This is a genomic window from Mycolicibacterium palauense, assembly GCF_002592005.1.
Taxonomy (GTDB): domain Bacteria; phylum Actinomycetota; class Actinomycetes; order Mycobacteriales; family Mycobacteriaceae; genus Mycobacterium; species Mycobacterium palauense.
This window is the reverse complement of record NZ_NVQF01000002.1, coordinates 79,892-91,935: the sequence shown is the minus strand read 5'-3', so window position 1 is coordinate 91,935 and position 12,044 is coordinate 79,892. Positions and strand designations below refer to the sequence as shown.

Annotated in this window: 12 protein-coding genes and 1 pseudogene; 4 read left to right on the top strand and 9 right to left on the bottom strand. The window is 70.2% G+C overall.

The genetic code is table 11. The annotated features are described in order from the left end of the window. Positions 1–29: 29 nt before the first annotated feature. The 3 genes from CSR00_RS01350 to CSR00_RS01340 are packed head-to-tail and all read right to left on the bottom strand — an operon-like array spanning position 30 to position 2,748. A complete protein-coding gene (locus CSR00_RS01350) occupies positions 30–1,106 on the bottom strand; it encodes a phosphotransferase family protein (protein WP_099020598.1) in 1,077 nt (358 codons plus the stop codon). Continuing rightward, positions 1,103–1,972 carry an SDR family NAD(P)-dependent oxidoreductase gene (locus CSR00_RS01345; protein ID WP_099020597.1) on the bottom strand — a complete coding sequence of 290 codons (870 nt, stop codon included), beginning with the start codon at positions 1,970–1,972 and terminating at the stop codon, positions 1,103–1,105. The genes CSR00_RS01350 and CSR00_RS01345 overlap by 4 nt, the downstream gene beginning before the upstream one ends. Continuing rightward, positions 1,969–2,748 carry an SDR family NAD(P)-dependent oxidoreductase gene (locus tag CSR00_RS01340; protein ID WP_099020671.1) on the bottom strand — a complete coding sequence of 260 codons (780 nt, stop codon included), beginning with the start codon at positions 2,746–2,748 and terminating at the stop codon, positions 1,969–1,971. The genes CSR00_RS01345 and CSR00_RS01340 overlap by 4 nt, the downstream gene beginning before the upstream one ends. 212 nt (positions 2,749–2,960) lie before the next feature. On the opposite strand from CSR00_RS01340, the pseudogene CSR00_RS01335 reads away from it, so the two are divergent. Beyond that, positions 2,961–3,140 (top strand): annotated as a pseudogene (locus tag CSR00_RS01335) ((2Fe-2S)-binding protein); the annotation flags it as partial. Here CSR00_RS01335 and purD read toward each other — a convergent pair. The 6 genes from purD to CSR00_RS01305 form a co-directional block, all read right to left on the bottom strand. Continuing rightward, positions 3,123–4,391, bottom strand: coding sequence for a phosphoribosylamine--glycine ligase (purD, locus tag CSR00_RS01330; RefSeq protein WP_099020596.1), 1,269 nt, complete (start codon positions 4,389–4,391; stop codon positions 3,123–3,125). The pseudogene CSR00_RS01335 and the gene purD sit on opposite strands and share 18 nt — an antisense overlap. Positions 4,392–4,421: 30 nt before the next feature. Continuing rightward, positions 4,422–5,468, bottom strand: coding sequence for an NAD(P)H-dependent amine dehydrogenase family protein (locus tag CSR00_RS01325; protein WP_099020595.1), 1,047 nt, complete (start codon positions 5,466–5,468; stop codon positions 4,422–4,424). 30 nt (positions 5,469–5,498) lie between these two features. Continuing rightward, on the bottom strand, positions 5,499–5,942 hold the full coding sequence (locus CSR00_RS01320; RefSeq protein WP_099020594.1) for a carboxymuconolactone decarboxylase family protein: 444 nt from the start codon (positions 5,940–5,942) through the stop codon (positions 5,499–5,501). A 2-nt stretch (positions 5,943–5,944) separates the two neighbouring features. Beyond that, a complete protein-coding gene (locus tag CSR00_RS01315; protein WP_407662387.1) occupies positions 5,945–6,820 on the bottom strand; it encodes an NAD(P)-dependent oxidoreductase in 876 nt (291 codons plus the stop codon). A 10-nt stretch (positions 6,821–6,830) separates the two neighbouring features. Beyond that, positions 6,831–7,583: an SDR family oxidoreductase gene (locus CSR00_RS01310; RefSeq protein ID WP_099020593.1), complete on the bottom strand. Its 753-nt coding sequence runs from the start codon at positions 7,581–7,583 to the stop codon at positions 6,831–6,833. Positions 7,584–7,699: 116 nt separating this feature from the next. Further along, complete coding sequence (locus tag CSR00_RS01305; protein WP_099020669.1) at positions 7,700–9,169, bottom strand: aldehyde dehydrogenase; 1,470 nt, start codon at positions 9,167–9,169, stop codon at positions 7,700–7,702. Between the two features lie 198 nt (positions 9,170–9,367). On the opposite strand from CSR00_RS01305, the gene CSR00_RS01300 reads away from it, so the two are divergent. From CSR00_RS01300 to CSR00_RS01290, 3 genes are read left to right on the top strand one after another with little or no spacing between them, the layout of a single operon-like run. Beyond that, positions 9,368–9,970, top strand: coding sequence for a TetR/AcrR family transcriptional regulator (locus tag CSR00_RS01300; protein ID WP_099020592.1), 603 nt, complete (start codon positions 9,368–9,370; stop codon positions 9,968–9,970). A gap of 12 nt (positions 9,971–9,982) precedes the next feature. Next, positions 9,983–11,194 carry a cytochrome P450 gene (locus CSR00_RS01295; RefSeq protein ID WP_099020591.1) on the top strand — a complete coding sequence of 404 codons (1,212 nt, stop codon included), beginning with the start codon at positions 9,983–9,985 and terminating at the stop codon, positions 11,192–11,194. Between the two features lie 22 nt (positions 11,195–11,216). Further along, positions 11,217–12,041 (top strand): SDR family oxidoreductase, encoded by an 825-nt coding sequence (locus CSR00_RS01290; RefSeq protein ID WP_099020590.1) that lies wholly within the window; start codon positions 11,217–11,219, stop codon positions 12,039–12,041. The last annotated feature ends 3 nt before the right edge of the window (positions 12,042–12,044 follow it).

Genomic DNA, 12,044 nt, shown 5'->3' with positions numbered 1-12,044 from the left:
CCACCCTTTCTTCTCGACTCGCTGCCCGCTCACAGGCCCGCGACGTCGCGGATGAGCGCCACCGTGTCCAGCTCCCGGATCGCCTGGCAGGAGCGCCGCAGCATGGTGGCGACCATGTCGTCGCCGCGATCGGTGCCCACCGCGAACGCGAACCCGAGCCCGGAGATCAGCAGCGCCTGCACCATGCCGTACCGGTAGTCCTGCCAACAGCTCTGCTCGTCGTAGCCCTCGACGCCGGTGTCCAGCAGGGCGCGGTGGTAGACGGCGACCAGATCCTTCTCGATGCGGGCGCGCAGCCCGGGTTCGAGGCTGGTCGCGGCGAAGTAGGACAGGTCCCGGGCCGGCAGGCCCACGCCGAGGGTCTGCCAGTCCACCACCCACATCCGCTTTCCGTCGGGGTGGAACAGCATGTTGTCCAGCCGGTAGTCGCCGTGGATCAGACTGAATCGGCCGAAGTCGTTGTGCAGCCAGGGCGTCACCAGGCCCATCGCCTCGACGAAGGTCGCGCGGTCGGCGGGGCTGAGTTTGTCCCCCAGCTTGTCGACGGTGATGTCCGCGCTCATCACCGCGACGTCACCGAGACCCTTCTTGGCGTCGTCCTCCAGCAGCGACATCGCCAGCCCGGGGAAGGACAGCCACTCCCGCCGGCCCCACGTCGGCCCGTGCAGGCCGGCGATGGCCGCGGCCGCCAGCCGCGCCTGCTCCTCCCCGCACCCGGCGATCTGATCGCCCTGGACCGCGGGCGCCTGGTCGGTCAACAGCAACGCGTACTCGGCCGCGTCCTCGGAGATGGTGCAGTGGAAGCACTGCGGGATCGGCACGCTCACCCGATCGGCGACGGCGTCGTAGAACGCGCACTCGCTGCGATACCCCGGGATCACCCGGTCGCGGACGGTGTCGTCTCCGGCGGGCAGCTTGACGATGAAGGTCTCGGGCAGCCCGCCGGGGCCGGACACGTAGCGCACCGCGACGCGGTAGGTGGCGCCGGTCTGTCCGGTCCCGACCGCGGTCACCTCGGCGGCGGCGACCTCACGACCCAGCGCCGAGCCCAGCCACTGTGCGGTGACGTCGTCGGGATAGCGGGGAATGGGCACCGGCACCGTCATCGTGTTGCTCCTTCCGAAGGCGCGGCGGCATCGCGCTGGGCCGCGCGCTGCCTGGCCACGAAGCGGATGGACATCCGCTGCATCAGGCCCGGCGCGTAACGGGCCAGCAGCCAGCCCGGGTAGGCCTTGCGGGGCGCCACCAGCACGGCGCGGTTGCGCCGGATCGCCCGCAGGGTGTCCCGGGCCAGCCGGTCGGGATCGTAGAACCGACTGCTGCGCTGGCCCATTCGATAGAACTCGCGGCCGTTGATGCCGGTGATCAGACCCTTGTCCAGGATCGGCGTCTCGACCGCCGCCGGGCAGATGGCCAGCACCCCGATGTTGTGGGCGGCGGCCTCGGAACGCAGCGCCAACGACAGCCCGACCACGGCGTGTTTGGACATCACGTAGCTGGTGATCTGTCCGGCGGCGGCCAGACCGGCCATCGAGGCGGTGTTGACCAGGAAGCCGTGGCCCTGGCGCACCATCTGCGGGTAGGCGGCCGCGACCCCGTGCACCACGCCCCGGATGTTGACGTCGATGATCGCGTTCCAGTGCTCGAGGGTCAGCAGTTCGGTGTCGGCGGCCCAGGTGATGCCGGCGTTGTTGAACATCAGGTCGAGCCGGCCCGACCGCTCGACCACCTCGTCGACGGCCGCCTGCACCGCCGCGGCGTCGGTGACGTCCACCCGCGCGCTGCGGGCCCGCGGGCTCAGGGCGGCGGCGGTGCGCTGGGCGGCCACCGCGTCGACGTCGGTGCACAGCACGTCGGCGCCGGCGGCGTCCAGCGCGCGGCACAACGCGGCGCCGATTCCCGAGCCGGCGCCGGTGACCACGGCCTGCTTGCCGGCGAAGCCGCCGGCACGCGATGCCGTCCCGGAGCTCACTGCGCGACCGGGGAGGTCTCGGCCATCCGCGAGATGTATCCCAGCACGTCCGGGTAGCGCTTGAGATGGGCACCGCCGTTGAGGTCGATCACCTCACCGGTCATCCAGGCCGCCTTGTCCGAGCACACGAACAGCACCGCGTCGGCGACGTCCTGCGCGGTACCCACCCGGCCCAGCGGGGTGTTCTCCACGTAGTCCTCCAGCACCCCCGGCGCCATCGTCACCAGTTCGGTCAGCGGGGTGTGGACGAACCCGGGCGAGACCGCGTTGACCCGGATGCCCCTCGGGGCGAATTCGAGTGCCGCGCATTGGGTCAGCATCGCCAGGCCGGCCTTGGCCGAGCAGTAGGCGCTCATCCCCGGTGCGGCCAGCCGCGCGTTCAGCGAGGTGATCGACACCAGGCAGCCCCCTTCACGCAGGTGCCGTCCGGCGTGCTTGGCCACCAGGAACCCGCCGGTGAGACAGCAGTCCACGACGGCGCGGAAGCGCTCGGCCTCCAGATCGGTGATGGCCCCGAAGTCGCCGAATCCGGCCGTGTTGACCACGACGTCGACGGTGCCCAGCTCGTCGAAGAGGGCGGCGAGGGTGTCCTCCTCGGTCACGTCGACGGTCGCCGAGGTGTGCGGGTCGCCCAGTTCGGCGGCACGCTCGGCGGCCCCGTCGCCGTTGCGGTCGGCCACCACCACCCGGGAGCCCTCGGCGGCCAGTCCCTGCGCGACCGCCCAGCCGATCCCGGATGCTCCGCCGACGACCACCGCGAGCCTCTCGCCATTCATTCCGGGATGTACCTCCGCGTCGACCGGTGTGAACGTGTCCGCGATCACATGGATGGCTCAACTGTAAGCCATTCGACAAGGGTTCGGAATTCGGGCCGGCAGGGGTTGACACAATCTTGTAAGGTTAGGGTTACCTTCAGATCGATTCGCGGGGCGGAGACGACAGTGCACATGCGGATGCGGGCACGGCGAGCCTTGAACGGGGCCGGCTGATGTACGTGTGCCTGTGCACCGGGGCCACCCACGAGTCGATCTGCCGCGCGATCTCGAGCGGCGCGTCGACCTCCGGGCAGGTCGCGGCGGCCTGCGGAGCGGGCAGCGACTGCGGCCGGTGCCGACGGACCGTGCGCGCGATCATCGACGCGCACGCGCCCTCAGAGCCGGATCCGGCCCTCTGCGGCGGCGAGCCCGATGTCGGTGCGAAAGTGGCTGCCGGTCAACCGAATCGAATCGGCGATCGCATATGCGGCGGCTCGTGCCGATTCCAGGTCGGCGCCGGTGCCCACCACCGACAGCACCCGGCCGCCGGAGGAGACGACCGCACCGTCGTCGCGGCGCGAGGTACCCGCGTGTAGCACCCCATCGGCCTCCGCACCGGTGATGACGTCACCGAGGCGGGGCCGTCCGGGGTAGTTCTCCGCGGCGATCACGACGGTCACCGCGGCCCCGTCGCGCCAGGCGAGCGGCCCGAATTCGGCCAGGTCACCGGTGGCCGCGGCGCCCAGCAGCTGCCCCAGCGGCGACTCGAGCAACGCGAGCACCGCCTGGGTCTCCGGATCACCGAACCGGCAGTTGAACTCGACCACGGCCGGGCCCTGGGAGGTGATCGCCAGGCCGGCGTAGAGCAGCCCCGTGAAGGGGCAGCCCCGCCGTACCAGTTCGGCCGCCACCGGTCTCACGATCTCGTCGACGATCTGGGTGGTCACCGATTCGGGGAGCCACGGCAGCGGCGCGTAGGCGCCCATCCCGCCGGTGTTCGGGCCGGCGTCGCCGTCGCCGACGCGCTTGAAATCCTGCGCCGGCAGCAACGGCACCACCGTCTCGCCGTCCACCACACAGAACAGCGAGACCTCGGGTCCGTCGAGGAAGGACTCCAGCAGCACCGGGTGCCCACCCTCCAGCAGGGTGGCCGCGTGGGCCCGGGCGACATCGCGGTCGGGGGTCACCACCACGCCCTTGCCGGCGGCCAGCCCGTCATCCTTGACGACCCACGCCGGCTGACCGGCCGCGGGACCGAAGCGGTCCAGCGCGGCGTCGAGGTGCGCGGGATTGTCCACCGTCTCGCTGGTGGCCGTGCGGACCCCCGCGGCGGCCATCACGTCCTTGGCGAAGGCCTTGGACCCCTCGATGCGCGCCGCGTCCTTCGACGGTCCGAAGCAGGCGATACCCGCCGCGCGCAGCGCGTCGGCGACGCCGAGCACCAGGGGAACCTCCGGCCCGATCACCACCAGATCGGCACCGACGGTTCGGGCCAGCTCGACCACCTTGTCCGCCGAGGTGGCATCGACGTCGTACTGGTCGGCGATCGACGCCGTGCCGGCGTTGCCGGGTGCCACCGCGAGCGCCTCGACCTGCGGGTCACGCCGCAGCGCCAGCAGCAGGGCATGCTCACGGGCACCGGATCCGATCACGAGGACACGCACAGGCATCCACCCTAGCGGCCCCGACCGGCGCTACAGGATCCGACGCCCGGCGATGATGGGCAGGTCGAGGAACGTGCGGATGCCCGGAGCGGCCGCGCACACCGGGGCGATGGCATGCACCGCGTGCATGGCGGTGCCCAGGCAGCCCTGGTCGGTCTCGTCCTCGCCGTGGGTGGCGATCCGCGATTCCAGCGTCATCGACGGCTCACCCTCGACGTCGACCGTCCATCCGCGCCCGGTGGGCCACTGCGGGGCCTGGTCGGGTGCCAGCCGCGTGATGTGTTCGACGGTCAGCGCCGCGCGCCCGTCGACGATGGCGCTGTAGCCGAACCGCTGGGCCGAGACGGTGCCGGGCTCCACCCGGCCCGCCGCGACGTCGATGACCCGGTCGGCCAGCACCACCTCCCGGTGATGGGCGAAGTCCTCGATGTCGGCGCCCAGGCCGTCGGCCAGCAGCATCAGAGGCGCGCGGAACGTCATGCCCAGCGCGGCCGGGTCGGCCATCGGCACCGGCTCCTCGGGCCGCCTGCCGAAGCCCATGATGTCGAAGAGCATGGGTGCGCTGTCGTAGGTCGAGTAGTCCATCAGCTCGCGCACCACCAGCGAGTCGATGCGGGCGAACAGCGCCGACATGGTCAGGGGAAGCACCTCGGCGGCCCAGCCGGGTTCGATGCCGGTGGCGTGGAACGTGGTGCCGCCCGCGGCGCACGCCTGCTCCAGCGCATCCACCACCTGCTCTCCGCAACTGCGCGGGTAGATGAACGCCGTCACGGCGGTGGAGACGACGTTCTTCCCGGAGGCCAGCAACGCGCAGATGTCCCGCAGGGCCCCCATCGGGTCGGCCTCGCCCTGCGGCATGTACAGCACGCAGTCGGCCTCCAGCTCCAGGATCGCCTCGCGGTCGTCGGTGGCGGTCACCCCGATCGGGGGCAGGCCGCAGATCTCGCCGACGTCGCGGCCGGCCTTCCCGGGGCTGTAGACGAAGGCGCCCACCAGCTCCAGCTCGGGATGCCGGTGCACGGCGCGCACCGCATGCGCTCCGACACTGCCGGTGGCCCACTGCACGGTACGGATCACGGCTCAACTGTAATCCATACGGTAGTGATATCAGCTCTCGTCGAGCGTCTTTCCGCTGTGCATCTTGACCGCGGCGTTGACGTTGGCCTTCTTGTCCTCGCCGGCCCCCTTGGCCGCGGCCTTGCGGCGTTTGGCCACCACCGTCTCGACGGCGCCGTTGAGCGCCGATCCGAGCGGGAAGCCCAGATAGTGGGTGAGGAAGACCGCCATCTCCTTCAGTTCGGTCTCGGTGAGTTCACCGTTGAGCAGCGCGGCGTTGATCTGGATCTCGGCCAGCTCGCGTTGTCCGACCGCCGTCACCGCCGCCAGCGTCATGATGCGTTTGTCCCGCATCGACAGTCCGGGCCGGGTCCAGATGCTGCCGAACAGGTGGTCGACGGTCAGGTCGAAGTACGGATCGCCCTCGATGTCGGGCATCTCCCAGCCGTAGACCTCGTTCATCTTGTCGAGGCCCTTCTTGCGCAGCTCGTCCATCGTCATTCCCTCGTTGTCGGTGCGTCGTGCGGTACGCCGAGTCCGGCGGCCAGGTTCTGCAGCGCGACCTGCGCCAGCGGCAGCTCGACGTCGAGCTCCTCGCCGAGCGCGAGCGCCAGACCCAGGTCCTTCTCCCCCAGCCCGCGGGCGTGCAGGAACGGCTGGTACAGGAAGCTCTCGGGATCAAGGGGTTTCATGTCGTCACGAATCATGATGTTTCCGGCACCGGTGGCGGCCTCGGTGTGCCGCACCACCCTGCCCAGCGCCTGCAGGTCCAGCCCGGCGGCCTCGGCCAGCCGCAGCGCCTCGCAGCCGGCGGCGTAGTAGGTGAACGTCAACATGTTGCGGGCGAGCTTCATCCGGGTTCCGGCGCCGGGCTCGCCGGCGTGGATCACCATCGATGCCCACCGCTTGAAGACCGGTTTGACCCGTTCGTAGACGGCGCGGTCGGCGCCGACCATGGTGGCCAGCTCCCCCTTCTCCGCGGCGGCCCCGCCGCCGGTGACCGGTGCGTCGACGACGTGGATCCCCTGCGGCCGCAGCTTCTCGGCCAGTTCGACGGCGGTCTCCGGGCGGATGGTGGAGTGGATCGCGATCACGGTGCCGGGTGCGGCGTGGGCGGCCAGTTCGCCGACGACCTCGCGCACCTGCTCGTCGTTGAGGACCGTCACGCTGATGATGTCCCCGGTGGCGACCTCGGCCAGCGAGCCGGCGGCGGCCGCACCGGCCTCGGCGAACGGCGTCATCGCCTCCGCCCGCACGTCGAACACGGTCAGGCCGCCGGGCCAGTCCAGCCACCGCCTGGCCATCGGGGCACCCATGTTCCCCAGCCCGATATAGCCCAATCGTGCTGTCTGTGATTCAGTTTCCGCCATCATGCACCTTCCGTCAGGACCGGATGATCTGGCCGCCGTCGACGTTGAAGATCTGTCCGGTGATCCACGACGCCTCGTCGGAGAGCAGGAACAGACACATGCCCACCAGGTCCTCGGGGGTGCCCATCCGGCTCAGCGGCAGGCCCTTGACGATGTCGGCCACGATCTCCTGCGGGGTGGTGGAACGGTTGGCCTCGGTGTCGATCGGGCCCGGGGCGATCGCGTTGATGCGGATGTTGCGACCGCCCAGCTCACGGGACAGCTGCTGGGTCAGCCCGTTGACGCCCGCCTTGGCCAGGCCGTAGAAGTTCGAATACAGCCAGGCGGCCGTGGAGGACTGGTTGACGATCGCCCCGCCCCCGCGCTTGGACATCTTCTTGTACACCGCGCGGGTGCACCACAGTGCACCGTCGAGGTTGACGCTCATGAACTTCCTGTAGTACTCGGGGTCGACGGTCACCAGGAAGTCCAGCTTCATGCCGCCGAAGATCGCGGCGTTGTTCACCAGGTAGTCGATGCCGCCGAACTCGGCCAGCGTGCGGTCGGCCATCTCCTTGGCCGACACCGGATCGGAGACGTCGACGGGCACACCGATCGCCGTGCCCCCTTCGGCCACGATCTGCTTGGCCACCGCCTCGGCGCCCTCGGTGTTGATGTCGGCGACCGCCACCGCGGCCCCCTCGCGCGCCAGCGCCTCGGCATAGGCCTGGCCGATGCCGCCGCCCGCCCCGGTGACGATGGCCACCTTGTTGTCGAACCGTCCCATGATGCTCGCTTTCCCTGATCCAGCTGTGGTCTCCGACCGCCGAACGTCCACTTCCTGCACGCTTTTCGCCGATATCCGTGCCACAACCGGACGTTCGGCGGATGCATGGCGGCCATCTAAGTCGCCATCGTGGCGATCACCTTGATCTCGGTGTACTCCTCGAACCCGGCCAGGCCCATCTCCCGGCCGATGCCCGACTGCTTGTAGCCCCCGAACGGGGCGTCGGCGGAGTACCAGATCCCGCCGTTGACGTTGACGGTGCCGACCCGCATCCGCGCCGCCGCGGACGCCGCCCGCTCGGGGTCCCCGCTGAACACCGTGCCGGACAGGCCGTAGGGCGAGTCGTTGGCGATCCGAACCGCGTCGTCGTCGCCGTCGTGGGCGATCACCGTGAGCACCGGCCCGAAGATCTCCTCCCGCGCGACGCGGGCGTCGTTGGTCAGCCCGGCCACCACCGTCGGCTCGATGAAGAACCCGGTGTCGCGGTCGGCGGGCCGGCCACCGCCGCAGGCGAACCGGCCGCCCTCGGCCACCGCCAGATCCAGATAACCCTGCACACGGTCGCGCTGGCGGGCGGAGATCACCGGCCCGCAGATGGTGCGCTTGCTGTTGGGATCGCCCGGCTGGAGCCCGGACATGGTGTCCGCGGCGGCCTCGACGGCCTCGTCGTAGTGGGCCCGGGGCACCACCAGCCGGGTGGTGATGGCGCAGCCCTGCCCCGCGTGCATCGCCGCGGTGAACGCCGACATCGAGCAGGCCGCGGCCAGGTCGGCGTCGTCGAGCACCAGGAACGCCGACTTGCCGCCGAGTTCCAGGAACACCTTCTTGATGGTGGCCGCGGCGTCGGTCATCACCGACCGTCCCGTGGCCGTCGATCCGGTGAACGACACCATGTCGACCCGCGGGTCCCGCGAGAGCAGCGCGCCCACGGCGTGGTCACTGGAGGTGACGATGTTGACCACGCCGGGCGGGAAATCGGTGTGCCCGGCGATGAGTTCACCGAGCACCGCTGCGGCCCACGGGGTGTCGGGGGCGGGCTTGAGTACCAGCGTGTTGCCGGCGGCCAGCGCGGGCCCGATCTTGGCGAGGTTGATCTGGTGGGGGAAGTTCCACGGGGTGATGGCCCCGACCACGCCGACGGCCTCGCGCGCGATGGTCCGGTTGGTGGGAATCCCCTGCGGCGTGGCGTAACCCAGCTCGGTGCTCCAGGGGTAGGACTCCGCGGTGTCCGCACAGAAGGACAGGTCCTCCAGCGGGGTCTCCAGCTGCCCGCCGGAGGTGAGCATCCGCGGGGCACCGACCTCGGCGATCGTCAGTTCCCGCAGCTCTTCGAGGTGGTCGCGCATGGCCTGCTGCAGTTGCCGCAGGCACCGCACCCGCAGTTCGGTGTCGCGTGACCAATCGGTGTCGTCGAAGGCGCGCCGGGCGGCCCCGATGGCCCGGCCCATGTCCTCGGCGTCGGCGTCGGCGGCGGTGCCCAGCACCTCCTCGGTGGCGGGGTTCAGGGTCGGGAAGGCACCCGCGCCGCCCGGGACCAGCTTGCCGTCGATCAGCAGCTCACTCGTTGCATCAGCCAACAAGGCCATCAGCGACTCCCACGTTGTGTACCGGACACCCACTGGACAACTGTCCGGGTTGGCTCAGTCCGAACATAGCCCTCCCGCCATCCGACTGGCAAGACCATGGCGCTCCGGCAACCGAGGGCACGCGAGATAACGCACTGTGCAATGGCTTTTCGCCGCTCCCTCTTGCTGAAGGCCGCACGGCTCGGATACGTTGGACATGTGTCCAGCGAATCGGTGGTCGCCGCCACGCCGGCGGACGACGGCATGCCCCGCAACCGCCGCCAGGAGGAGACCTTCCGCAAGGTGCTGGCTGCGGGTGTGGCGATGCTGCGCGAAACGTCGTACGCCGACCTGACGGTGCGGGCCGTCGCCAAGCGGGCGCAGGTGGCCCCGGCCACCGCCTACACCTACTTCTCGTCGAAGAACCACCTCATCGCCGAGGTCTACCTCGATCTGATCCGCCAGGTGCCCTTCTTCACCGACGTCAACGACAGCACCGAAACGCGGGTGGGCAACGCCGTGCGCCATCTGGCACTGGTCGTGGCCGACGAGCCCGAGGTGGCCGCGGCCTGCACCACCGCGCTGATGTCGGGGCGCGACCCGGCGGTGGTCACGGTGCGCGAACGCATCGGCGGTGAGATCCACCGGCGGATCACCTCGGCCATCGGCCCGGACGCCGATCCGCGGACCGCCTCCGCCCTGGAGATGGCGTTCTTCGGCGCCCTGGTGCAGGCCGGCAGCGGCGCCTTCACCTACCACCAGATCGCCGACCGCCTGACCTACGTCGTGCACCTGATCCTGTCCCCCGACCGCGACGGCTGACCGAGGAGACCCATGACGCTGCAGACCGACCAGCCCGTCCTCGACCCCTACGACTACGACTTCCACGAGGACCCCTACCCCTACTACCGGCGGCTGCGTGACGAGGCACCGCTGTACCACAACCCCGAGCTCGGATTCTGGGCCGTCTCGCGGCACCACGACGTGCTGCAGGGCTTTCGCAACAGCGCCACGTTGTCCAACCGCGACGGGGTCTCGCTGGACCCGGTCTCACGCGGACCGCACGCCTCCAAGACGATGTCGTTCCTGGCGATGGACGACCCGGCGCACCTGCGGCTGCGCACGCTGGTATCCAAGGGCTTCACACCGCGGCGCATCCGCGAGCTGGAGCCGAGGGTGACCGAACTGACCCGCAAGCATCTCGACGTCATGCTGGACAAGGCCGGCTCCGGCCCGGTCGACTACGTCGCCGAATTCGCCGGCAAGCTGCCAATGGACGTCATCTCCGAGCTGATGGGTGTGCCCGAGCCGGACCGCGACCGCATCCGTGCGATGGCCGACGGGGTGATGCACCGCGAGGACGGCGTCAACGACGTGCCCGCCTCGGCGATCGAGGCCTCGCTCAACCTGATCGTCTACTACCAGGAGATGGTCGCCGAACGGCGCAGGAAGCCGACCGACGACCTCACCTCGGCGCTGCTGTCCGCCGAGATCGACGGCGACCGGCTCACCGACGACGAGGTCCTGGGTTTCATGTTCCTGATGGTGATCGCCGGCAACGAGACCACCACCAAACTGCTTGCCAACGCGGCCTTCTGGGGGCACCGCAACCCCGACCAACTGGCACCGGTCTACGACGACCTGGACCGGGTTCCGCTGTGGGTCGAGGAAACCCTGCGCTACGACACCTCCAGCCAGATCCTGGCCCGCACCGTGGCCGGCGACGTGGAGTTCTACGGCACCCGGATACCCCAGGGTGCGGTCCTGCTGCTGCTTCCCGGCTCGGCGCACCGCGACGAGCGGGTGTTCGACAACCCCGACGACTTCGTCATCGGACGCGATATCGGCTCCAGGCTGGTCAGTTTCGGCAGCGGCGCGCACTTCTGCCTCGGCGCCCACCTGGCCCGGATGGAGGCACGGGTGGCCCTGACCGAATTGTTCACCCGGATCCGCGGCTTCGACGTCGACGAGGACAACGCGGTGCGCGTGCACTCCAGCAACGTCCGCGGATTCGCCCACCTGCCCATCACCGTCCAGGTCCGCTGACCGGTCCCCGAAAGGTCCATCCATGCCCCGGTTCGAACCACTCCCCGCACGCCGACCGGCACTCGTGGCCGGCGCCTCCTCGGGCATCGGCGCCGCGACGGCCATCGAGCTCGCCGCCCACGGCTTCCCGGTGGCACTCGGGGCCCGGCGTGTCGAGAAATGCCAGGAGCTCGCGGAGAAGATCCGCGCCGACGGCGGTGAGGCCATCGCCGTGTCACTCGACGTCACCGACGCCGGTTCGGTCCGCGACGCCGTCGAGCGGGTCGGCGCCGAGCTCGGCGAGATCGAGGTGCTGGTGGCCGGTGCCGGGGACACCTACTTCGGCAAGCTCGCCGACATCGGCACCGAGGACTTCGAATCCCAGATACAGATCCACCTCGTCGGCGCCAACCGGGTGGCCACGGCGGTGCTGCCCGGGATGCTGCAGCGCCAGCGCGGCGACCTCATCTTCGTGGGCTCCGACGTCGCGCTGCGCCAGCGCCCCCACATGGGCGCCTACGGCGCGGCCAAGGCCGGGCTGGTGGCCATGGTGACCAACCTGCAGATGGAACTCGAGGGCACCGGGGTGCGCGCCTCGATCGTGCACCCGGGGCCGACCAAGACCGCGATGGGCTGGAGCCTGCCCGCCGAGCTGATCGGCCCGGCGCTTCAGGACTGGGCCAAATGGGGCCAGGCCCGCCACGACTACTTCCTGCGCGCCGCCGACCTGGCCCGCGCCATCACGTTCGTCGCGGAGACTCCGCGCGGCGGATTCATCGCCAACATGGAACTCCAACCCGAGGCCCCGTTGACGACGACCACCGAACGCCAGCAGCTGAAGGTCGACGAGAAAGCCCTGAACTCATGACGG

What these genes read in the sequence shown, in the direction of transcription:
- CSR00_RS01295 (WP_099020591.1), top strand. Translation starts at nt 9,983, where the DNA reads ATGACGCTGCAGACCGACCAGCCCGTCCTCGACCCCTACGACTACGAC.
- CSR00_RS01290 (WP_099020590.1), top strand. Translation starts at nt 11,217, where the DNA reads ATGCCCCGGTTCGAACCACTCCCCGCACGCCGACCGGCACTCGTGGCC.
- CSR00_RS01315 (WP_407662387.1), bottom strand. Translation starts at nt 6,820, where the DNA reads ATGATGGCGGAAACTGAATCACAGACAGCACGATTGGGCTATATCGGG.
- CSR00_RS01320 (WP_099020594.1), bottom strand. Translation starts at nt 5,942, where the DNA reads ATGGACGAGCTGCGCAAGAAGGGCCTCGACAAGATGAACGAGGTCTAC.
- CSR00_RS01350 (WP_099020598.1), bottom strand. Translation starts at nt 1,106, where the DNA reads ATGACGGTGCCGGTGCCCATTCCCCGCTATCCCGACGACGTCACCGCA.
- CSR00_RS01310 (WP_099020593.1), bottom strand. Translation starts at nt 7,583, where the DNA reads ATGGGACGGTTCGACAACAAGGTGGCCATCGTCACCGGGGCGGGCGGC.
- CSR00_RS01340 (WP_099020671.1), bottom strand. Translation starts at nt 2,748, where the DNA reads ATGAATGGCGAGAGGCTCGCGGTGGTCGTCGGCGGAGCATCCGGGATC.
- CSR00_RS01305 (WP_099020669.1), bottom strand. Translation starts at nt 9,169, where the DNA reads ATGGCCTTGTTGGCTGATGCAACGAGTGAGCTGCTGATCGACGGCAAG.